This is a genomic window from Borreliella bavariensis PBi, from assembly GCF_000196215.1.
In the GTDB taxonomy this organism is placed as follows: domain Bacteria; phylum Spirochaetota; class Spirochaetia; order Borreliales; family Borreliaceae; genus Borreliella; species Borreliella garinii.
The window spans coordinates 507,120-529,649 of the sequence record NC_006156.1 but is presented as its reverse complement, the minus strand read 5'-3'; the positions used below and the strand labels follow the sequence as shown (position 1 = coordinate 529,649).

The window sequence follows — 22,530 nt, the reverse complement described above, 5'->3', positions numbered from 1 at the left end:
AATTAAAGCTTTATCTAAAACTAAAAAATATCTTAATAAAAACTATTTTAAAAAATTTCCTAACTCAACAGATGCAATAAACCCTTCAGCAGCAGCAGTAATGGCTTGAGCATAAAGTTTATTGCTAACATCTCCACACGAAAAAACACCATCAACACTTGTTTTAACAATATCTTTAGTTATAATAAATCCCTCTTCATCCAAATCTAAAAATCCCTTTAAAAATTCTGTATTCGGCTTATAACCAACAGCCATAAATACACCATTTACTTTTAATTTATTTACAACATTATCTTTTTCATTAAAAATCTTAATCGAAGAAACAGAAGATTCGCCATCTACTTCTATGGCTTCTGAATTATAAAAAATCTCAATATTAGGCAACTTCGCAACACTATCTCTTAGCATAGCAATAGCTCTAAGATAATCTTTTCTTACAATAATATAAACCTTATCCACTAATTTGCTTAAATAAATTGATTCTGAAAGGGCAGTATTGCCTCCACCAATTACGGCAACCCTTTTACCTTTAAAAAGATGTCCATCACAAATAGCACAAACCGAAATACCCTTATTCCAAAATAAATCTGAATTTTTAAGAGTTTCAAGTTTTTTAGGTTTTGATCCCACAGCAATAATAACAGCTTTACTTTTATAAATATAATTTTCTGTATAAAGGTAAAAAATACTATTCTCCCTTTTTATAGAAAAAACAGTTTCGGGAAAAGTTTTGGCTCCAAGATTTACTACTTGCTCTCTCATATTTAACATCAAATCTCTACCACTTATTCCATTTTTAAAGCCAGGATAATTATAAACTTCTGTAGTTGTAGTAAGCTGTCCTCCAGGTTCAGGGCCTTCTAAAATAGTAACTTTATAATTACTCATAACAGAATAAATACCAGCTGTTAATCCAGCCGGACCAGATCCTAAAATTATTACATCTTCAATAAATTCTATCTCTTTTTGAGATAAATTTTCCTTTTTGGTCAGATTTACATTAATAGTTTCAAATTCTAACATATATAAATTTTAAGCCTCTCTTAAAAACTTCAATACAAATCTTAGCATTGCTAAAATTAATATTAAATATTTAAGATTGACTCACAAGTTTATTGATATTAACCTCAAAAACAGAACATGGAATAAAAATTCCAAAATTATTTAAAACATAAGGTGAAATTTCACCAAAGCTACCCACATTGAAACCTTCAATCAAAATATCTGCCCCCCTGCCATTAATATAAAAAGTAGCTTTTGACTCTCTTAAAATAATCTCAATATTTAAATAATAAAAAAGCGTTGCAACAATTGAATTAATCTCATTAAAAGAAATTTCTTTGCCAGACATTAAAAAAGCTAAATTGGTAAAAGTGCTTGTTCCTTCAGCAGCATCCAAATTCTTTAAAGCTACCTTGCCAACCTCAAAAATTTTATGTGGATAAGGAAAATTAGAACTAACGCTTTCTGATTTTAATAAATTAGGTATTATTGATGCTCTAATATATTCATAATTCTCTGTCATTGGATTAGATACTTTTAAAAAATTTTGATCATTAATATTCATTCTATCAATAAAATCTTTCCTAGAGCCCATATAATTATAAATCATCTCTTGGAATCCCATACCCATCATTAAATTTCTAACATTCCTTGAAAACTCTTCCAAAGCACTAAGCCTTCCTATTGTAAAGGCCTTGGGAAGCTCTGGATAAAAACTTGCAAGACCCTCCCCTATCATTACATCTTCAATTACATCAACCTCATGAAGAAAGTCATTTCTATAAAAGGGCGGAACAATATAATTTTTAAAATCTCTAGAATAAGAACTTACTCCCATTTTTTTTAAATTAAGGCAAATACGCTCTAATGTTAAATTATTTCCAAGCAGTCTATTAACATTTTTAACATCAAACTCTACTTCTTCTTGAAAATAATAAGGGCATACTAATTCTTCAAAATCTAAACCAAAAGGGTCTTTAAACACAGTTTTTACGGGCAAAATTTCAAAACCCATATCATAAAAATCACAAGCTACTATAGATAACGCTAACAAAGTTGCTTCAAAATCGATACCTGTAACCTCAACAAATAACTCAGTATCACCAACCTTTAAAGATCCAATATTGTTAGAATTAATTATTGGGGGGTACGAGACTACGTTATTATTATTATCTAATAATAAAGGATACTTATCAAAATTTTTGACAATATAGGAATATTCCAACCCTTTGGGATGCTTTTCATTTATTTCTAAAAGAGAAAGCTCACAATCCATTCCCAAAGGAACAAACTTATGATTAGGAGACGAAGCAACATAACTGATTGGAAATTTAATAAAATTAGAATTATACATCCCCATTGCAACTCTTCTTCTCTTTTGTCCATAACTTTGACAAAGTTTTTCCTGAAATTGAATTAGTGCTTCAAGCATTCTATCATTAATAATCAATCCTTTTGCTAAAAATCCAAAAATAAACGGTCTTATTTGGGACATTTTATTGTCCACTAAAATTTCACCATAGCACTTTTTGAAATCTCCTTTTTTTGAAAAAAAATCATAATAAGGAATTTCTCCAAAAAGATACGTTTTTATTTGACGAGCAAGTCCAGTATAAGACCATAAATCTGGTCTATTTGTATCATTAAATTCTATTTTGATTTTTCCTGAATTTTCATCAAAGCCATCAAATTCTGCTTTAAATGGTTCAAGTAATTCTGAAATCTCTAAATTTGTAAAATTTTTTCCTATTTTATCTAAAAAAAGATTTTTGTAAATTTCTACCTTTGGCATCTTCTCTTTCCTCGCCTTAAAACAACATCACCAATATCATACGTAAAAAGATCTCTCAAATCATTTAGGCCCAAGTGCATTAAAGCCATTCTATCTATTCCAATCCCCCAAGCAATAACAGGAAAATCAATACCTAAGGGTTTTGTAACTTCTGGCCTAAAAATTCCACTTCCTCCAAGCTCAAACCAGCCAAGAACAGGATGTTTTACATGTATTTCAATCGAGGGCTCAGTAAAAGGAAAATATGCGGGAACATATTTAACTTCTGTAGCGCCCGCAAACTCTTTGGCAAAAATTTCAAGAAGGCCTAGCAAAGTCTTAATGCTAACACCATCTTCAATAACAATCCCCTCGGTTTGATAAAAATCGACTCCGTGAGTTGCATCTACTTGATCATATCTAAAACATCTAATAACTCCAAAATATCTGCTTGGATTTTTGGCATTAATTAATTGTTTTGCAGAAAGAACGGTGCCATGAGTTCTTAAAACCAATCTCTTGGAAAGATCCTCACTAAAACTATATCTCCAACCTCTTGAACCTGTTGCATATCCTGTTTCATGAGCTAATTTTACATTAGAAAAATAAGGTTCGGGTAAAGATTTTTGCATACTGGGATCTGAAATGTAATAAACATCCTTAATATCACGAGAAGGATGAAATTGAGGCATAAAAAGAGCATCGTTGTTGAAAAATTCTGTTTCTATTAAAGGACCGTCAAACTCTTCAAAACCAAGCCCTACTAATTTGTCTTTAATTTTAGAAATATAATCTAAATAAGAATTAAAGCGCCCAATAAAAGTTTTAGCTGATGGAACATGAATATTATAAGCTCTAAATTTTTTATTCTCATAAGTCTTATTTTTTAAAATTTCAGGAGTAAGCTTAGCAATCTCATCTCCTGTTAATTTATTTTTCATTAAAAAATTTTTCACTTCCAATCCAAAACCAGACAATCTAAACGTTAAATCAAGTTTTTCTATTATTTTAAAAAATACAGAATCTGCTCCTTTTTTCTTAGCAAAATTTGATATTAATAAAAGCTCTTCATTTGTTAAACTTTCTCTAAGAAGATCACTACTTTTTGCTCTTTCTAGCAAGAAACGTATTTTTTGATAATTGACCTCTATGCCATCTAAACAATTTATAATAATCTGTTTATTCAAATCAAGAGAAAGAATGCCCTCTTTTAATAAATTTCCAAACGCTTTTCCCACTTCTTTAACATCAAGATCAAGCTCTAAGGCTAAATTTGAAGCCAAAACTGCCTTTCGAGATACCAGGTTTATTATTTTTTCCTCAACAAACCCAGCTATTAAAGCGCTAAGGCCTCTTTCTGTTGCTTTATAAAATACATTTAATTTTCTACAAGTCTCTTCAATAATCCTTTTAGAATTTAACCATTCAATTGTTTTGTTTGCCTGACCTTCATTAAACCCTAATTTTTCAATAATAATTGAAGCAGAAATATCATCCTCTTCTCCATTGTTTAAAATTACTTTCATCTCAAGAGGATGTAATGTTTTTATTAAATTTAAATCTGCCTTCATAAATATAACCCTTAATCACCTTTATTGCTTATACCAAGCTCTAAAATAAGCTCAACTTCCCCAATAGATAATTTAGTAGCTCTAGAAATTTCTTCAGCACTCCATCCCTGTCTCATTAATTTTATTACAGAATTCCTAACAGTTTCATTATTAAGACCAACATTATCTTGATATTTAGAATCTGTTTTGACAAGAATACCAAGAGTTTTTATTCTTTCTTCTGCCGCAATATTTAAATTCTCTAGCCTTGTTTCAGATTTCACTACCTTTTCTCTCATAGTTAAAGTATTTTTTAACCTATTTTCAATATCTAAGAGCATTTCCTTTAAATTCTGAGCATTAATCAATACTTCTTCTGAAAGCCCTTTGTTTAATAAGAGATTCGAAACAACATTTTCCATATCCTTTAGATTGTTCTGAAAATTAGCACTCTCTTTACTTAAATTATTAAATCTCTTCTCCATTTCATTTATTAAATCAAAGTTTTTATCAACGGACTCTATAGTACTCTTTAATATACCCTCTTTATTGCTAATTCTTTCATAATTATCAAGAATATTTCTCTGCTCATCAGCTATTTCTTTTATTTTGGCTTTATAAATTTGCATTTCATCATAAGATTCGATTAAACTCTTATATCTACTATCAAATGAAGAGTAAAATTCAAAAAATCTATTAAAATCATTCTTAATAGCTTTAATAGATTCTTGTTCTAACTTCAACTCATTAAAAGTTTCAATAATACCTAATGTTTCTTTTTGAATATTATAGAATTCCTTGTTAACATTTTCAAAATTATTTTTATATTCTTGAGCAAGATTTATCTCATTTTTTAAAGTTTCCCATAATTTTTCCAACTTCTCCTTAAGAGAATAAGCCTCTAAAAATATCGAATTATTTTTTTCAAGCTCAGCATCTAGTTTCTTAAAATTTTCAATTTGAAAATTTATTTTATCATAACTATCTTCAAATTCTTTTCTCAAATCAGATTTATATTCAACCAAATTGTCTTTAGATTCACTAATAAATTTATTAAATTCAGTATCACAATTTAATATTTTAGATTCAAGTTCTAAAATATTAGTATCAACTTCTTTCAATAATTTTTTATGATTTTTCTTGAACTCAACCTCAAATTTATCAATTTGTTCTTGCAAATCATTCTTTACAGTTTCAATCTCCAACGTTGAATGTTTTAAATTTTTTTTAAGCTCGTCTTCAAGTAAGCCAAACTCTGATTTTATAGATTTAGAAAACGCATTATATTCATTCTCAATTGATGTCTCAATATTATTTCTATATAAACCAATTTTTTCAGAAAATTCTGAAATATTTTTATGCATTAATTCAATTTGACCTTCAAAGCTTTTTTTATCACTAGAAATTACATCAATCATTTCTCGTCTTACTTTATCAAGATTAGAAGACAGGGTTGTAAACTCATTCTCTAATTTTTGATTAAGCTCAAAAATCCTATCTTCAAGGCTCTTTTGCTGAGTTAAAAATTTCACTTCTGCTTGAATTAAGATGTCTTCGGTTTTCTTATTAACCCTTTCGTCTATCTTTTCTACTTTAAAATCAACAAATTTTTCAAGATCTAAAACTTTAAGATTTAATGACTCACCAATATTTTTAAAATCAAGATTAACTGATTGTTCAAATTTTTTAGCCTCGCTTTGCAAATTGCCAAAAATCTCTTCAGCCTTAATCTCAAAACTATCTTTAAAAGATTCTAAACCAATCTTAACATTAAGAATATCATTCTCAAATGATTTAATTTCAAGTTCAGCAAGACTTATTTTCTTTTCTATTGCACTATAAGATTTTTCTTGCCAATTTTTTACATCATCTTTAATATTTAAAAACCAAGAATCAATAATATTTTGCCTATTATTTACAAAATCAATAAATTCATCTATCCTTTCAGTAATATTAGTTTCCATTAAAGCTATCTCACTCTCCATATCTTTTTTTTTAGAAGAAAATTCCTTAGTAAAATCTAAATAAAAAGTTTCTTTATCATTTTTCATTTTTTGTTCAATATCTAGGCGGAAACTTTGAATAAGTTCTGTTTTATTTTCTAGATTTTTAGACAAATCATATTCTAAATTTTGAATTTTATCATTATGCGAAGCAATAAAGTTTTCTAAAGAATATTTAAGCTCTTCACCTCTAATTTTCAAATCTTTAAAAAAATCTTCTTCTAATAGCTTAAGATGAGATGAAACATTATGATAAGACTCTTCTTTCAATCTAATAACATCCTTTTCAACATTATTTAAATCAGATTCAAGATTTTTAAGATTTTTCAGTTGAGATTCAAGTTCAAAAATCATCTCTTTATTTGAATGCTTAAACTCTTCACTTAAAGTTGCAATATGAGAATTTAATCTCTCTAAAAACTCATCGTACATATCAGCATACTTTTTCTCAAGCCCATCATATTGACTTAAAGCTAAATTATCAATGGCTTTAATTTTATTGTCAATTTTACTCTCCAAATTTAATTGCCCTTCATTACACCTTTCTTCAAGTTCAATATACTTAAGATTAAAATCATTGGATATTTTATCAATGCACCCATTCACTTTATCATTCAAATTTTTCTCTATGCTATCAAAAGTATTTTCAATCGATTTTAAAGAATCGATTCTCTTATGAATTTCATTTTCATACTTTACAATGTCATCATCAATTAAAGTGTTGACCTTTTTTATACAAACCTCAAAATGATTTTTTATATTCTCTTCAACACTTCCCTTAATCTCTCCAAATTGAGAATTTATAATACCGTAACAATCTTGAATTTTATCTCTCAATTCTTTTTCAAACTCTAAAATATCTTTTGATCTTTGCTCTATTATCTCAAAATTATGATCCATTTCAGAAATCTTAATTTGCAAATTTTCATCATTTATTGTAAGTGTTTTATAAATTTCATCTCTAATTTTTGAAATAGCTCCTTCACTTTCAATTAAAAACGTAGAATACCTCTCTTCAAAATTACTCTCAATAAGTTTAAATCTTTCCTTATAAAGATCGTTTAAAAACTCAGACTTACTCTCAATATTATTTTTAAGATCATTTGTTATCTCTCCAAATCTCTCTTTTGCTTGCATAATATCACTATCAATCGTTCTCCTATAATCAATTGCTTCCTCTAATCTAGATTTATAATACTGTTCAATCTCTTTAATAAACTCACTAATTTTTGCCTCTCCAGAGTCTGTTAGATCTTTAACTTTTAATTCAAATTTTTCAACTTGATATTTTGATACATCAAAAGATTCCTTAAGTTTTTGAAGATTTTCATCCATACCTTTGCTAAGATTATCTATTCTATCTGTCAATCTTCTATTTATATTTTCAATCTCATGCATTATTTCATTTTCAAGTTTACTAGAAATATTTTCTGAATACCCTCTATAATTAGATATCACCTCATTATATTTTCCATTAATTTCTTTATTTATATCATTAAACTTTACACTAAGGGAATCAAGAGTAATATCTATATTGGCCTGAAAAGACGCAATATCGGTTCTTTTATCCTGCAGCAAGCTATCAACCTCTTTAACAAATTCCTCTGAATTATTTAAAACTACAGCAAACTTTTTTGACAAATTTTCCTCAAGTTCTCTAGTCTCTTTATTAAAATGGTTCATTATATCTTGTAAAAGCTCGTCAGAATATATAGCACCTTGATTTCTAAACTCATCTATTTTTTCAAGGTAATAACTCTCAAGGCTTTCTATGGAAAATTTAAGCTCTTTAATTTTTGTAGTCACCTCAGAATCTATTAAATCCAAATCCACTTTACCCGAAGATAATAAATTCTCAATTTTAACAGTTATTTCGTTTAATTTGCTTTGCCAATCATTAAGCTTACTGTCTACTTCATTGTTAATTGAATCTTTCCTATTTAAAATATCTTTAGAAATTCTATCTAAAAAATCATCAATTTGCTTTTGATTGTCCGATTTTATATTAGAGACAATTTGTAGCTTTGATTCAATAAATTCATTAAGATCAGATTTAAAATTATTTAAAATATCTTCTGATTCACTCTTGAAATCTTTTAATTTATAATCACATTCTTCAATCTTACTTATAACAAAATTATTCTTATCATCAAATTTTTTATTCAAATCCTCAAGCATAAATACGCTTTTATCTTTAATTATTTCTGTTTGCCTATTAATAAATTCTTTAATTCCTAATATAGCCTCGTCACTTTGTGAATATGACATATCTTTTAATTCTTTATATTTTTCTATCACTAAACTCTCAATATCGCCTGTTTTTAACAAAACATATTCTATTCTATCGTTAACATCTCTTTCTAGATTTTCTATTTTTAAAGTAGCAGATGAAAGTAGCTCTTCACTAGAAATCTTAATATCAAGCAATGATTTATTTAAAGCAATAAGCTCATCTTTCCAACTACCATGAATGTCAATAGCTTTCTTTTGAATATGATCTGAAAGATCATTAAAAACATTTTCACTAAGTTCTATTCCCTTGTCTTTTTGAATCTGAATTAAACTTAAAAATTCTTCATTTGTTTTATTTATTTGAGATTCAATATTTTTTAAATTAGAATCCATATCACCTTGCCACTTTGAATATTGAAGCTTACTTTCTTCTAGCTTACTAACAAAATTATTTACCTCATCGGAATAACGATCCTTAAACTCTACTATATTTTTATCAATTTCATCTTTAATATTAATTAAATTGGTATTAAAATCTCTCTTTAAAATCTCTTGGTTTTCTTCAAACATATTACACAAAGATTCAATTTCATTTTCTAATTTCTTGTTTAAATCTTGAAATTCTTGATAATTATTAATTGCTTCTTGAGAGAGCGTGTCAAATTTCTCACTATAAACTAAAGAAAACTCATCCATTTCTGCCGTTAATTTATCTTTAAAGCCTTTATATTTAGATTCCATTTGATCTTCAAATTTAGAGCTACTAGAATCTAAAGATTCAAAAAGAGTAATATACTTGGAATTTATATTATCAGTTAAATTTGAATAATTATTATTAAACCTGCCATCAATTTCTTGAAAATTAGAAATCAAATTATCATTAAGCTTAATAAGCTTTTCTTGCATATTTGAATCAACATCTAAAAGTTGAGATTCTAATTGCCTTTTAAGTTGATTAATATCATCTTTAAAACTTTCACTAAATATTTCAATGTCTGACTCAAACTTATTTTTAAATTCAAGATATATTCGATTAGAATCATCTTCAAGTCTCTTGATCAAAGAGATGGCACCTGTTTGAACACTTTCCATTTTAGAATTCAAATCTAACAAACTAAGCTCTACCCTTTCTCTAATATTCTTATCAACTTGGCTTATTTTATCTTCATAGTCCTCATAAATATTTTTAAGATTCAGTTCAACTTGAGATCTAAATTTATCAAAAACATCATCAACCTGCTCCTCATACTTTCCCATCTCTATTCGTATTGACTCCTCAAGTGAATTAATTCTTGAATAAACATTGTCCTTGAAAGAAGAACTCATAGAAGAAATTTCATTGTCCACTAAAATCAATTTATCCTCAAGTTTATCTTGAATTTCCCTAGAACGATCATCAACGTATGTGAAGATATCTTTAAATTTATTTTCTAATTCCTCATTCAGTCTATTTAAAATAAAATCTTCTTTCTCATTAATTTTATTCTTTACGCTCTCCATAATAAGCTCTATAGAATCTTCTATTAACTTATATTTGTTTTCATAAAAAATAAAAGAACTTTCTATCTCTTTATTATATTTACCAATATTAAATTCAACCTTTTCAAGAAAATCATTAAATTCTAAATCTAATTTCTCATTACCCTTATCTAAAATATCCTTTTTTCTCTCTTCAATATTTGCTAAATCTTTTTCATAAAGATCAATCTCTCTGTTTAAATTATCCATTTTAAAAACAAGGTCCTTAATATTAATATCAAACTTTTCCCAACTAGCAATTTTAATAGACTCGAGATTTTCTTTATTGGACTTTTCAAATTTTTCTAACACTGAATTCAAATTTGATTCAACAGAATCAATCTGAGTATTAAATCCTTTTAAAGTTTTTGAAAGTTTATCTACTATTTTCCCATCAACTTGCAACCTTTGAATATTCTCTTGAACTTTCAAGGTCATTTCATCAAGATCCTTGAGCATAGAATCATGATAAGCTATCTTTTTTTCAACCTCTGCAAAATCATTGCTTTTGTTTTTAATCTTTGGCTGAACTTCATCAATCTTTTTTATTATTTCTATACTAGATCTTTGATAAGCTTCCATATCAACAGCAAGATCATTAATCTCTTTTGTCTTATCTTCAATAAAATCTTCAAGATTAACCTTCACAAGATCGATGAACTTTTTAATTTTATCTAACGCCCTAGAACGCTTGTCATATTGCCTATAAATAAACAAAACTATTGAAACCAAAAAAAGGTTAACTAAAATAGTAGCAAAATCTATCATAAAATATTTTACCCATATTCTATATATTTAAACGTATATATTCTCTTAAGTCTTTATAATCATGAAAAATAAAATCAATCATTACTTTCCAATTTATATTCTTTTTTGAAAAAAAAGCTGCTTTCATTGAAACATTTTTAGCGCCCAAAATGTCATATTCATAAGAATTTCCTACATACAAAATATTATTACTACTTAAATTTAAATCCTCAATAACCTTTAAAAAAGGTACTTTATGTGGCTTTAAATATCCAGTATCTTCTGAAGAATAAAGAATATCCCAAAAACTATCCTGAATGCCTAATAAATTTTTGACACGATCTAAAATAGGAAAGTCTGACATTACACCCAATTTTATTCCCTTAAATTTAAGCCAATAGATTAAATCTTGAACTCCAAGATATGGCTTGAGTTTTTTAAACTTATCGCTAAAAGTTTGACTGTAATATATTTTATTTAATAAAAAGGCACACCTATTCTCATCAAGATTTAAATGTTGGGAAAGCATTTTAACCTGAAGGGACAAAAATTCATCCCTATTTGAAGGCGAAAATTGATTGCTTTGTAAAATTCGTATTTTTTTCCTAATCTGTTTAAAAGCTAAAAAAAACTTAACATTAGTTAAAAATTCAAAAAACATTAATTTATTTCTATCCACCTCAGGATACAAGGTACCATCTAAATCAAATATTACAGCTTTAATCATGATGATTGATTATTTGCCTTTATAGGTATAGGTACTATTGGTAAATTTTCAGGAACCTTAACTCTAACTAAATGAATATAAGAGTTTGGATATCTTTTTTGAAGAGACTTGATTGAAGTTTCAGAATTAACCTCATTAACTGAAACTCTAAAAATCCTATTTTCATCAAGAAATGGAAGAAACAAAACAACATGTTTATGAAGCATCGTGCTTGATAAATTGTTAACACCTGTACTAATAGATCCAAAATAAATATATCCAGGCTCATCTAAAGCCAGACTATATAATAAAAACTCTAAATTTTCAATTTTATAGCCACGATTGTCAATATAATTAAAAAACTTAATATTATTGACATCATTTTCCTTAATTTTAGATAATTTTAGATCCACATTAATATTATTTATCCTATAGGCAATATTACGAATCCAATCAAGACCAAAAAAAGGATCCTTGTTAAATTCCTGACTTTTAGTAAAAACACTCCCTCTAGCACCAATATGCCTAATCTTAAGATCATCAATTCTTAAAAGTCGCCCCGTCATTGATTTATAAATCGAATCCGCCACCCATTTAACAAATCCTGAACAATTAAATCCTACAGGATCTTTTTGCAACAACCCAGTTTCTATGTGAACCATTTTGCCATACTCATCCATTGCACCATCAACAACCTCAGCAATGGGAAAAGATGAGAGAGTCTTTCTTAAACTAATTACCATATTAGAAATATTTTTATAAATATCAAAATATTCAGGAATAAAATATCTAAAATCAATAACCTTGGCAATATAATTTATTATATTGCCAATAGAAGTTACTGCAATGTCTTGAATCTTAAAAGGTAATTTAACATCTTTATAAATTAAAGTATTTATTAAATAAAAATCAGCACTAGAAGAAAATTTTGAAGATTTTATTCTAATAAACGTATCCCCTCTGTTTATGAAAAATATTTTTATCTGCTCAATACCATCTTTACCCACCTTAATCACATAAGAACCTGGAAAAATATAATCCACATTCTTTTTTTTATTAAAAAAAGAATAATAAACATACCCAGGATAAACTGCACTTGAAACTTCAATGTAACAATTTTCTGTAATAAAATGCTTTATTGGACTTATTTTTTTTTGCACATCGCTTGAATTAAAATATTTTGAATACTTACTCCTTATATCAAAATCATAAAAAAAGCTCTCAAGCGCAAAAAGATTTAGACTCTTAATTATTAAGAACAAAAATATATATTTCACTTTAAATCTCTTATTTTTTCTCTCAATTCTACTAAAATTGGAATATTTTTATATCCAATTTTACGTAAATTATTTACTAAATAATTATAGTAAGAATTTGGAAAATTCTTTATTTTATTTGCAAAAAGAATAAACTTTACAGGATTAGTGCTAACTTGTGTAATATATTTTATTTTATGAGAAATGTTTAAATGATAGTCTTTGATCCATAAATTTAACATTTTATTTAAATCTGGAGTGTTGGTTTTAAGCTCAAGCTGATCTTTTACCTTCAAAGCTTCTTTAAAAAGAGAATCTAGACCTATCTTTTTATAAACAGAAATTCTAAATATAGGAGCAAAATTTAAAACAGGGAAAAAAAATTTCACACGACCCTTTAAGGTTTCAAAATAGCCTTTAGATTCCTCTAAAAGGTCCCATTTACTAAACACAATAATAATTCCTTTCCCCTTTTTAGTAACATAATGGGCAATCTTTTTATCCTGAGAGGTCAATTCTTCTTCAACATCAATCAACAAAAAAACAATATCCACTATGTCAATTACTTTCAATGCCCTATTAACAGAATAATATTCAACAACTTCATTTACTCTAGCCCTTCGCCTTATTCCAGCTGTATCAATAATCTCAAAAACTTTCCCATTTCTAGTTAGCTTGGTTTTAATAAAATCTCTAGTAGTGCCGGGCTGGTCTGAAACAATTGAAATTTCATTTCCAGATAAATAATTAATAAGAGTAGATTTGCCTGAATTAGGCTTACCTATAATCCCAACCTTAATATTAACTTCCTCCTCAATATTGACTCTGCCGACTTCTACTTTTAAAAAATCTCTAAGCTTAGTAATGCCTCGACGATGAAGTGCACTAACCAGGAAATACCGCTTAAACCCTAAATTATGAAATTTATGGGCTAAAAATTCCTTATCTTTAGTATCTACTTTATTTAAAACTAAAATTACCTTACTACTGTATTTTCTCAGTCTTTCAATAATCTCATAATCTTCAAGTAAAATTTCATTAACATCTAAAACTAATAAAATTAAATCAACTTTCTCTAAAGAGCTTAAAACTTTTTGAACAACAATTTTGCTAATTTCATCTTTTAAGATCGTAAACCCACCAGTATCAATTAATTTAAAATTAAAAGAACCAACCTTACAAACCTCTTCAACTAAATCTCTAGTAACACCATAAGTACTCTCAGTGATACTTCTTTTTGCATCTAAAATTCGATTAAATAAAGCAGATTTCCCAACATTTGGTCTACCAACAATAAGAACCTTTTTGTAACTAAGCAAAGCAAATATACCTCTTTATTTATTCCGATATTTCCATTATAATAGCAAATATTAGTATTTATGCCAATTACAAATGAGTGTTTATATTGAAAAGAAAAAAAAGTTCAAGCTCAACTAAATCAGACATACTTTTAATTTTAATTGCTATTATTTTAACAATAATTAGTGCACTATTAATAATCAAAAATTCGCTTATTATGCATATTTTTAAGGAAGAAAATTATGATAACAGTTTATTTGAATCAAGTCAAACACAAGATAATAAGTTAATTGAAGCCAAAAAAGACGCAAATCAAAATGTAAATATAAAAATACTTAAAAATGAAAGTTTTTTAATCCAACCACCAGAAATAAAAAAACTTGAAGAAGAGCTCAAACAAAACCAAAGAAATAATAACCTTAAAAACAAAAAATTTATTAAACTTTATTTTATAAAAGTAACCCCAGAAGGCTATTTTTTAAGACAAACTGTAAAAAGAGCTATATATTACGACAAGAATATTCTTGAAGAAACACTAAAATCTTTAATCAAAGGGCCAAATGAATACGAGCTAAAAAATAATTTTTTAAGTTTAATACCTATAAAAACTAAGCTGTTAAACTTAAGCCTAAGCGAAGGAATTGCCAAAATAAACCTATCTAAAGAATTTTATGAAAATAGTTTTGGCATTGAAGGAATAATTAATCAAATAGCTCAAATAACCTTGACATGTCTTGAAATTAAAGGAATTGCTGGAATAATTTTAACAATAGAAAATAATCCAATAATACTTGAAGAATTAAACTTAAACTTTTCAGGAATATTAAATAAAAAGACTTTAGACAAATATTAAAATTCAATATTGTTAAGCAATTGCATAGAGCTTACAATATTTAAAACACTTGACCTAGCAACTAAAAACATAAATTCTTGATTGCCTTTTTTACCTTTTGTTTTTAACTTTAATATATTTTTAACTTGTAATTTGTTTTTATAGAACTTTTCAATTACACTTTGCAAAATTGTCTTCAAATAATCACCATTCACAACACCATTAAAATTTTTTATATCTAAATTTAAACTTTTAACCTCAAACTGAGGCTTGATCAAAACTATAATAAAATTATCAGAAAGCTTATCTATTAAATTCACACATATGCTTATTGATGATCTAAAAGAAACATCTACAACCGCAAAATTAGGAACAATTTTAAATTCTGTAACATCAAAAATATTAGTTCTCTCTAAAACTTTAACTCTTGGATCAATTCTCAATTTATAAGAAAGTTGATTAATGCCTACATCAACTGAATAAACAAAATTGGCACCACACTGCAATAAACAATCAGTAAAACCACCAGTTGAAGAGCCAACATCAACACAAATTTTATTTTTAACTTCGATCTCAAAATCTTTAAGAGATTCTAAAAGCTTGTAACCTCCCCTTGATACAAATGTTTGACAAGCATTCTCAACTAAATCTATTTTACTTGTTTTGTTTATTAAGATTTTAGGATTTTTTTCTTTATGAGAATTTACATATACATTCCCTGTTAAAATCAAAATCATTAATTCTTCTCGTGTTTTTTTTGGATACCTTTTACAAAGTATGTTTAATAAATTATTTCTGAATCCTTTCAATTTTTAAAGCGCGGCCTGTCTTTAGATTAGAAGTAATAATAACTCCCCGTAAAATTATGTTATCTTCTACAACTTCAGCTCTTAAAGGAGTATATTTAAGTAAGCCTTTAAGAGAAATATCAGGATTAAATCCTATTACAGAATTTAATCCACCTGTCATTCCAACATCACTAATATAGGCTGTCCCTTTTGACAATATTCTTTCATCTTTAGTCATAACATGGGTATGAGTACCAACTACACCTGTTACAAAACCATTTAAAAAATATCCAAAACTTTCTTTTTCATAATTACTCTCAGCATGGAAATCTACAAAAATAGTTCTAACCTTGTTGCTGAGCATATTGACCAATTTTTTTGTATTATTAAAAGGATTCTTAACAATAAAATTCATATTTAAAACCCCTTGAACATTAATCACAGCAACCTTTTCATCTCTAATAGTTAAAAAACAATAACCATGACCATCTAACAAATCTGAAAAATTATTTGGCCTTAAAATATATGTTTGCTTATTGAGATAGTCATTTATTTTGTAATTAGAATACACATGATTGCCAGTAGTAATAACATTAACACCCGATCTAAAAAGATTATTTGCTATTTCTGGAGTTATTCCAAAACCGTTTGACGAATTTTCTCCATTAGCAATTACCAAATCTATTCTATATTTGTTCTTAATATTTTTAAGATTAAAAAAAACTTTTTTTAATCCACTCTCGCCTACTATATCTCCAATTATCAAGGTTTTAATAGTGCTATCTTGCATATTCAATAACTCTAGTTTCGCGAATAATTGTAACTTTAATTTTCCCAGGATATCTCATTTCAGCTTCTATCTTCTTAGCAATGTCTCTTGCAAGTAAAATTGATTTTTCATCATTAACCAACACATTGTCAACAATAATTCTAACTTCACGACCAGCTTGAATCGCATAACATTTTTGAACACCTTCAAAACTATATGCAATATCTTCAAGTCTTTTAAGTCTATTTATATAGTTATTTAAACTTTCCCGCCTTGCTCCAGGGCGAGATGCCGAAATGGCATCTGCTATTTGAACAACAATAGCCTCAAGACTCTCGGGTTTCACTTCATTATGATGAGCAGCAATGGCATTAACAACAATTTCGCTCTCCCCACAACTTTGAGCAAGTTCAGCACCAGTAATAGCGTGTCCCTCGCTATTCTCAGAAATACTTTCCATCCCCTTCCCAATATCATGTAAAAGACATGCTCTTTTTACTACAATAGGATCTAATTTCATCTCTTTAGCTAAAATTTCTCCTATTATGGCCGTTTCTTTAGAATGGCTTAAAACATTTTGACCATAACTACTTCTAAAATAAAGCCTTCCCAACCCTCTAATAAGTCTCTTGTCAAGTCCATGTATATTAAGATCAAAAACTACTTTCTCCCCTTCTTCTTGAATAATACTATTTATCTCATTGGTAACATTATATACAACTTCTTCAATCCTAGCAGGATGAATTCTGCCATCTGTAACAAGTCTTTCTAAAGTCCTCTTGGCAAGCTCTTTTCTTATTGGATCAAAACAAGAGATAACAACAGCCTCAGGAGTATCATCAATAATAATATCAGCTCCTATTAAAGTTTCAAGGGCCCTAATATTGCGCCCTTCTTTACCTATAATCCTCCCTTTCATCTCGTCATTAGGTAATTCAACAGAAGCTACTGTAAACTCCGAGCTTACCTCTGTAACAATACGCTGCATAGTAGATACTAAAATATCTTTTGCAACTTTATCTGCTAATAACTGGGCTTCCTGTTCGCTTTTATTAATAATAACTTGAGCATCTCTTCTGGATTCATGCTCAACTTTTTCAATTACAATTTTTCTTGCATCTTCTCTTGTAAGACCAGAAATATTCTCCAATCTTTTAACAAGATCTGCCTCTTTTTCTCTTATTGCTTTTTCTTTTTGTTCAAATTCTTTAATTTTAAAATCAACTCTAGACTGCTGTTTATCAAGAGCAGATATCCTCTTATCTAAGGTTTCTTCTCTTTGTAACAATCTTTTTTCTAGATTAACAATCTCATTTTTCCGATCTCTTATATCCCTATCTTGCTGGTTTTTTTCTTTAAGCATTTGAGATTTTGCATTAGCAATAATTTGCTTTCTTTCATTTTCTATCTCTAATTGTGATTCTACCCTTACTTTTGTCAGATTTTTTTCTAAATCTAATAAAGACAATCTACCTAAAAAAACTCTTACTAAAAATCCTAATATAAAGCCAGCAAAAATAGAAGAAAAAATAATATATATCATATCATTTAACTCCTATGCTGTTTAAAAGCAATTTAAACTTTAATCTTTAAAACAGTGTGTAATTATTAATTATTCAACTTTTAAAGGCTTTTCAACTAATTCTAGGATAGCCATTTCAGCCGCATCTCCATATCTTTTTCCTAATTTAATCATCCGAGTATACCCACCACTTCTTTGCCTAAAAACAGGAGAAATTTTTGTAAACAGCTTATTTAAAATATACTTATCATGTATAAATTTTGATAATTCCCGTCTATTATGAACAGTATCAACTTTTGCCCTTGTAATTAATCTTTCAGCAAATCTTTTAACTTCAAACAATTTTGCCTTAGTAGAAGAAATTTTTTCATGTTTTAAAAAAGAAATTACCATATTTTTTAAAAGTGCTCTCCTATGACTAGATTTCCTACTTAACCTATTAAAGCCTAATTTTGTTTTCATGAAATAACCTAAACTCTCCTTTTATTCCGATATTTTAACATTCTTACTCAATACAAATAAAGCATCTTCTTTAGACATTCCTAAAAACAATTGATAAGAACTAAGTTTTTCAATTATCTCTTCTAAACTTTTTTTCCCAAAATTTCTTGCCTTAGAAAGCTCTTCTGCATTTTTACTAATAAGTTCCCCTAAAGTTCTAACATTTTCTTTAGCTAAACAATTTAAAGATCTGACTGACAAATCCAATTTTTCAATACTCATATCAAGTAAGTTAGAACTTTCTGATTTTGATTTCTCAAAAGATGTATTAATATTATCTTCAAAATCTATAAGAGGAAATAAAAACTCTCTTATTATTGATGCGGCTTTTTTTATTGCATCTTTGGCAGAAATCACGCCTGTGGTCCAAATTTCCATTACAAGCTTGTCATAATCTGACCTTTGCCCAACCCTAGTATCTTCTACAGAGTATGAAACTTTCTCTATAGGCGAAAATATAGAATCTAAAGCAATAACATTAACTTCTTCTAAATACTTGGAATTTTGCTCAGAAGACACATAGCCTCTACCATAATTAATTTGAAATTCAAGATCTAAATTCACATCCTGTGATAAAGTAGCTATAACTAAATCTCTATTAAAAACCTCAACGCCATCTCTTTCAAAATGAGAAGCTTTCAAAACCTTAGTATCTTTACCGCTAACACTAAAGCTTATTATCTTTCTTTGCTCTCCTTCTCCAAGTTTCAAATGGATATTTTTAATATTAGCAATGACCTCAAGAGTATCTTCAGAAACTCCAGGAATCAAATCAAATTCACTTGAAACAACCTTTGACGAAGAGTCTTTATTGTTAGACTGAATTCTCATAGCAGTAATCGCATACCCTTCAATAGAAGAAAGCAACACGCGTCTTAAAGTATTACCTATAGTAACTCCAAAACCTCTTTCAAAAGGATATATCGTAAATTTACCATAAGATCCATCATCTTGGCTTTTCAAAAATTCAATTTTTTCAGGTATAGTAAAATCTTTCAAAAATTTTTCTACAGGCATCATAACTCCTTCTAGCTAAACTCGTCTGGTTTTTTTCGGTCTGCATCCATTATGAGGAATAGGGGTAATATCTGAAATTGACTTTACAGTCATACCAATTGAACCAATAGCTCTTATTGCAGATTCTCTACCAATACCTGGCCCTTTTATATATACATGAACATAATTAATTCCAAAATCTCTTACTTTATTTAAAGCAGATTCTGCTGTTATTTGAGCAGCATATGGAGTCGACTTTTTAGCCCCTTTAAAACCCATTCCGCCGGCACTTGCCCAAGCTAAAGCATTCCCCTTTATATCAGATACAGTAACTATCGTATTATTAAAAGTAGCTTGTATATAAACGTTTCCTTCTCCGATGTTTCTTTTAATTTTTTTTTTACTATTAGTTGATAATTTTGCGCTCAACTTGCCCTCCAAATCTTAAAAACTATTTTACTTACTAGCTATTTTCTTATTAGCTACAGTCTTTCTTTTCCCTTTTCTAGTTCTTGCATTCGTTTTAGTTCTTTGTCCTCTCAAAGGCAATCCTTTTCTATGCCTAACACCCCTATAACATGCTATATCCATAAGTCTTTTAATAGACATAGCAACCTCGCTTCTAAGTTTTCCTTCTACAACATAATCACTCTCAATTACCTTCCTAAGTCGATTAACCTCATCATTATCTAAATCTTTAGCAATTTTGCTTGGAGAAATACTTGACTTATTGCAAACTTCCAAAGCTCTTGTTCTACCTATACCATAAATAGAAGTAAGCGCTATTTTTAATTGTTTATTACTTGGTAAATCTATTCCAGATATTCTAGCCATCTTATTTCCTCTAATTTTTACTTTTGTCTTTGTTTGTGCTTTAAATTATCACAAATAATCCTTAATACACCTTTTCTTTTTATAACTTTACATTTTTCACAAATTGGCTTTACACTTGCCCTAACTTTCATAGTTAAACACTCCTAAATTTTTTGCAAAAATGCATAATTTTTTTTATTTCTATAAGAAAATCCTTGAGTTTTCAAATAAGCATCAATATGAATCAATGTATCAAGCGCAACTCCTATCATGATAAGTAAAGAAGACCCCCCCATTATCCTAGAAACATCATGCGGAAATCTAAAAATATTTTGCACTAAAAATGGAATAATTGCAATAATTGACAAAAAAATAGATCCTGAAAATAAAGTTTTATTCATAATTTCATCTAAATATTTTTCCATCTCATCAGACTTTATTCCAGGAATAGTGCCTCCGTTCTTACGAATATTATTACTTATGTCTTTAGGATTTAACTGAATCTTAGAATAAAAATACGTAAATCCGATTATTAAGACTACATTCAAGAAAGTATAATAAAATCCGTTGGGCCTTAAATAAGATAAAACTTGTCTAGCTATAGAAGAAGTTTCCGCAAAACCGCTTAAAATTTGCAAGGGCAAAGTAATTAAAACAGAAGCAAAAATAACAGGCAAAACGCCCGATGGATTCAACTTGATTGGCAAATATGAACTAACCGTACTATTAGAATTTGCTCTAGCATAATGAATAGCAATTCGCATTTGAGCTTTATATTCATATATAATTAAGATAACAACTAAAATAAATATGCTTATAACAAGTATCACAAAAACAGGATTAACATTTTGAGAAGGATCTTGCATGCTTTGGAATAAGTTAAACAAAGCTGCCTGAAGTCTAACTACTATGCCAGAAAAAATTATCAAAGATGTTCCATTGCCCACACCTCTTTGGTTAATCTGCTCTCCAAACCACAAAAGGATAAATGTTCCTGTAGTAACTGTTAAAATAGCAATAAAAATATACCTATAAAAAGGAATAGTAACGGCACCCGGAATACCCTTAGCATAAAGACTTGTTGCATATCCTTGAACCATAGCTGCAACTATTGTTAAATATTTTGTATATTTTTTAGTCTTTTGTCTTCCTCCATCACCTTCTTGCATTTTTTTTAAAGAAGGAAAAGAATAAACAAGAAGCTGAACAATAATAGATGCTGAAATGTAGGGCCCTATACTAAGCATAAATATAGAAAAATTACTAAAAGCTCCACCTGAAAAAAAATCAAAATAATTAGCAATTGAAAAATCTGATTGTGACTTAAAATAACTTTTCAGCGCTACAGAATCTATTCCTGGTATCGGCAAGTATGAACCAACTCTAAAAAGAAAAAGAATAAATAAAGTAACCAAGAACTTATTTCTTAAATCCTTAACAGTAAATAAACTTAAAAACAATTCTTTCATTTTTATTCCACTTTAAACTAATTTAATAGTACCACCAATTCTTATTACAAGGCTTTCAGCCGATTTAGAAATTTTAGAAACTTCCAAGGAAACTTTTTTTGTAAGCTCTCCATTAGACAAAATCTTAATTTTTTTATTTTTCTTTCTTATAAGTTTATTTTCAAGCAAAGTGTCATAGTTGACTACTTGTCCATCCTTAAATTTTTTATCTATATCTCCAAGATTAACAATTGTATATTCCAATTTATAATCATTATTAGAGAAGCCTTTCCTAGGTAATCTTCTATAAAGAGGAGTCTGCCCACCTTCAAATCCAAGTCTTGGAGAAGTATTTCTTGCTTTTTGACCCTTTTGCCCTCTCCCAGAAGTTTTACCAAGTCCTGAACCCGGACCTCTACCAACAATTTTACGGCGCTTGCTCGCTCCTTTAGGCTTTAATAGGTTAAACATTATTTACCTCGCTTAATAAAATCATATTAATAGTCTCGTTAAGCATGCCTTTAATAGATTCATTTAAAAAATGGACCTTTTTATCGCCTATTTTATTTAAACCTAGCGCTTTTAAAACTTTGACCTTTTTATTTAATTTCCCAATAAGACTTCTTACGAGAAAAACTTGTACATTAATATTATTTTTAGAAATAATTTCCCTATTCTTTTCCATTCTTCTAATAAAACATTTATTTTTAGACCTGGACCTTGAGGCATTAAACCTAGCTTTCTTTAGCTGCAATCTTAATTTCCTTTTAATCATAT

19 protein-coding genes are annotated in these 22,530 nt (G+C 28.2%); 1 reads left to right on the top strand and 18 read right to left on the bottom strand.

The genetic code is table 11. The features are described 5' to 3' along the window. Positions 1 to 42: 42 nt before the first annotated feature. The 7 genes from trxB to der all read right to left on the bottom strand — a co-directional run bounded on the left by trxB (position 43) and on the right by der (position 14,104). Positions 43 to 1,023 (bottom strand): thioredoxin-disulfide reductase, encoded by a 981-nt coding sequence (gene trxB / locus BG_RS02560; protein WP_011193827.1) that lies wholly within the window; start codon positions 1,021 to 1,023, stop codon positions 43 to 45. Between the two features lie 70 nt (positions 1,024 to 1,093). Further along, entirely contained in the window at positions 1,094 to 2,794 is a 1,701-nt protein-coding gene (gene pheT, locus BG_RS02555) for a phenylalanine--tRNA ligase subunit beta (protein WP_011193826.1), read from the bottom strand. Next, positions 2,782 to 4,344, bottom strand: a complete 1,563-nt coding sequence (gene pheS / locus BG_RS02550) for a phenylalanine--tRNA ligase subunit alpha (RefSeq protein ID WP_011193825.1) — start codon at positions 4,342 to 4,344, stop codon at positions 2,782 to 2,784. The genes pheT and pheS overlap by 13 nt, the downstream gene beginning before the upstream one ends. Before the next feature lie 11 nt (positions 4,345 to 4,355). Further along, entirely contained in the window at positions 4,356 to 10,844 is a 6,489-nt protein-coding gene (locus tag BG_RS02545) for a SpiroCoCo family coiled-coil protein (RefSeq protein WP_011193824.1), read from the bottom strand. Between the two features lie 19 nt (positions 10,845 to 10,863). Beyond that, positions 10,864 to 11,550 carry an HAD family hydrolase gene (locus BG_RS02540; RefSeq protein WP_011193823.1) on the bottom strand — a complete coding sequence of 229 codons (687 nt, stop codon included), beginning with the start codon at positions 11,548 to 11,550 and terminating at the stop codon, positions 10,864 to 10,866. Further along, a complete protein-coding gene (locus BG_RS02535; RefSeq protein WP_011193822.1) occupies positions 11,547 to 12,806 on the bottom strand; it encodes a DUF8515 domain-containing protein in 1,260 nt (419 codons plus the stop codon). The genes BG_RS02540 and BG_RS02535 overlap by 4 nt, the downstream gene beginning before the upstream one ends. Next, positions 12,803 to 14,104: a ribosome biogenesis GTPase Der gene (gene der, locus BG_RS02530; RefSeq protein ID WP_011193821.1), complete on the bottom strand. Its 1,302-nt coding sequence runs from the start codon at positions 14,102 to 14,104 to the stop codon at positions 12,803 to 12,805. The genes BG_RS02535 and der overlap by 4 nt, the downstream gene beginning before the upstream one ends. A gap of 86 nt (positions 14,105 to 14,190) precedes the next feature. Between der and BG_RS02525 the strand changes: the two genes are divergently transcribed. After that, the gene (locus BG_RS02525) at positions 14,191 to 14,937 is read left to right on the top strand and encodes a GerMN domain-containing protein (protein WP_011193820.1); all 747 of its coding nucleotides are present in this window, start codon (positions 14,191 to 14,193) and stop codon (positions 14,935 to 14,937) included. Here BG_RS02525 and BG_RS02520 read toward each other — a convergent pair. From BG_RS02520 to rpmD, 11 genes are all read right to left on the bottom strand, one after another. Next, positions 14,934 to 15,725, bottom strand: coding sequence for a TlyA family RNA methyltransferase (locus BG_RS02520; RefSeq protein ID WP_044007892.1), 792 nt, complete (start codon positions 15,723 to 15,725; stop codon positions 14,934 to 14,936). The two genes, BG_RS02525 and BG_RS02520, sit on opposite strands and share 4 nt — an antisense overlap. Continuing rightward, on the bottom strand, positions 15,706 to 16,494 hold the full coding sequence (locus tag BG_RS02515; protein WP_011193818.1) for a TIGR00282 family metallophosphoesterase: 789 nt from the start codon (positions 16,492 to 16,494) through the stop codon (positions 15,706 to 15,708). The genes BG_RS02520 and BG_RS02515 overlap by 20 nt, the downstream gene beginning before the upstream one ends. Beyond that, positions 16,484 to 18,016 carry a ribonuclease Y gene (gene rny / locus BG_RS02510; RefSeq protein WP_011193817.1) on the bottom strand — a complete coding sequence of 511 codons (1,533 nt, stop codon included), beginning with the start codon at positions 18,014 to 18,016 and terminating at the stop codon, positions 16,484 to 16,486. The genes BG_RS02515 and rny overlap by 11 nt, the downstream gene beginning before the upstream one ends. A gap of 69 nt (positions 18,017 to 18,085) precedes the next feature. After that, on the bottom strand, positions 18,086 to 18,457 hold the full coding sequence (gene rplQ, locus BG_RS02505; RefSeq protein WP_011193816.1) for a 50S ribosomal protein L17: 372 nt from the start codon (positions 18,455 to 18,457) through the stop codon (positions 18,086 to 18,088). Between the two features lie 21 nt (positions 18,458 to 18,478). Next, positions 18,479 to 19,513, bottom strand: coding sequence for a DNA-directed RNA polymerase subunit alpha (locus BG_RS02500; RefSeq protein WP_011193815.1), 1,035 nt, complete (start codon positions 19,511 to 19,513; stop codon positions 18,479 to 18,481). Positions 19,514 to 19,528: 15 nt separating this feature from the next. Beyond that, a complete protein-coding gene (rpsK, locus tag BG_RS02495) occupies positions 19,529 to 19,921 on the bottom strand; it encodes a 30S ribosomal protein S11 (protein ID WP_002557092.1) in 393 nt (130 codons plus the stop codon). Between the two features lie 27 nt (positions 19,922 to 19,948). Then, a complete protein-coding gene (gene rpsM / locus BG_RS02490) occupies positions 19,949 to 20,326 on the bottom strand; it encodes a 30S ribosomal protein S13 (RefSeq protein ID WP_004791369.1) in 378 nt (125 codons plus the stop codon). Positions 20,327 to 20,343: 17 nt separating this feature from the next. Next, positions 20,344 to 20,457: a 50S ribosomal protein L36 gene (gene rpmJ / locus BG_RS02485; protein ID WP_004790059.1), complete on the bottom strand. Its 114-nt coding sequence runs from the start codon at positions 20,455 to 20,457 to the stop codon at positions 20,344 to 20,346. Between the two features lie 12 nt (positions 20,458 to 20,469). Continuing rightward, a complete protein-coding gene (secY, locus tag BG_RS02480; protein WP_011193814.1) occupies positions 20,470 to 21,774 on the bottom strand; it encodes a preprotein translocase subunit SecY in 1,305 nt (434 codons plus the stop codon). Positions 21,775 to 21,786: 12 nt separating this feature from the next. Next, positions 21,787 to 22,224: a 50S ribosomal protein L15 gene (rplO, locus tag BG_RS02475; protein ID WP_011193813.1), complete on the bottom strand. Its 438-nt coding sequence runs from the start codon at positions 22,222 to 22,224 to the stop codon at positions 21,787 to 21,789. Then, on the bottom strand, positions 22,217 to 22,528 hold the full coding sequence (rpmD, locus tag BG_RS02470) for a 50S ribosomal protein L30 (RefSeq protein WP_004791144.1): 312 nt from the start codon (positions 22,526 to 22,528) through the stop codon (positions 22,217 to 22,219). The genes rplO and rpmD overlap by 8 nt, the downstream gene beginning before the upstream one ends. Positions 22,529 to 22,530: the final 2 nt, after the last annotated feature.

What these genes read in the sequence shown, in the direction of transcription:
- trxB (WP_011193827.1), bottom strand. Translation starts at nt 1,023, where the DNA reads ATGTTAGAATTTGAAACTATTAATGTAAATCTGACCAAAAAGGAAAAT.
- pheT (WP_011193826.1), bottom strand. Translation starts at nt 2,794, where the DNA reads ATGCCAAAGGTAGAAATTTACAAAAATCTTTTTTTAGATAAAATAGGA.
- pheS (WP_011193825.1), bottom strand. Translation starts at nt 4,344, where the DNA reads ATGAAGGCAGATTTAAATTTAATAAAAACATTACATCCTCTTGAGATG.
- BG_RS02545 (WP_011193824.1), bottom strand. Translation starts at nt 10,844, where the DNA reads ATGATAGATTTTGCTACTATTTTAGTTAACCTTTTTTTGGTTTCAATA.
- BG_RS02540 (WP_011193823.1), bottom strand. Translation starts at nt 11,550, where the DNA reads ATGATTAAAGCTGTAATATTTGATTTAGATGGTACCTTGTATCCTGAG.
- BG_RS02515 (WP_011193818.1), bottom strand. Translation starts at nt 16,494, where the DNA reads ATGCAAGATAGCACTATTAAAACCTTGATAATTGGAGATATAGTAGGC.
- rny (WP_011193817.1), bottom strand. Translation starts at nt 18,016, where the DNA reads ATGATATATATTATTTTTTCTTCTATTTTTGCTGGCTTTATATTAGGA.
- rplQ (WP_011193816.1), bottom strand. Translation starts at nt 18,457, where the DNA reads ATGAAAACAAAATTAGGCTTTAATAGGTTAAGTAGGAAATCTAGTCAT.
- BG_RS02500 (WP_011193815.1), bottom strand. Translation starts at nt 19,513, where the DNA reads ATGCCTGTAGAAAAATTTTTGAAAGATTTTACTATACCTGAAAAAATT.
- rpsM (WP_004791369.1), bottom strand. Translation starts at nt 20,326, where the DNA reads ATGGCTAGAATATCTGGAATAGATTTACCAAGTAATAAACAATTAAAA.
- rpmJ (WP_004790059.1), bottom strand. Translation starts at nt 20,457, where the DNA reads ATGAAAGTTAGGGCAAGTGTAAAGCCAATTTGTGAAAAATGTAAAGTT.
- secY (WP_011193814.1), bottom strand. Translation starts at nt 21,774, where the DNA reads ATGAAAGAATTGTTTTTAAGTTTATTTACTGTTAAGGATTTAAGAAAT.
- rplO (WP_011193813.1), bottom strand. Translation starts at nt 22,224, where the DNA reads ATGTTTAACCTATTAAAGCCTAAAGGAGCGAGCAAGCGCCGTAAAATT.
- rpmD (WP_004791144.1), bottom strand. Translation starts at nt 22,528, where the DNA reads ATGATTAAAAGGAAATTAAGATTGCAGCTAAAGAAAGCTAGGTTTAAT.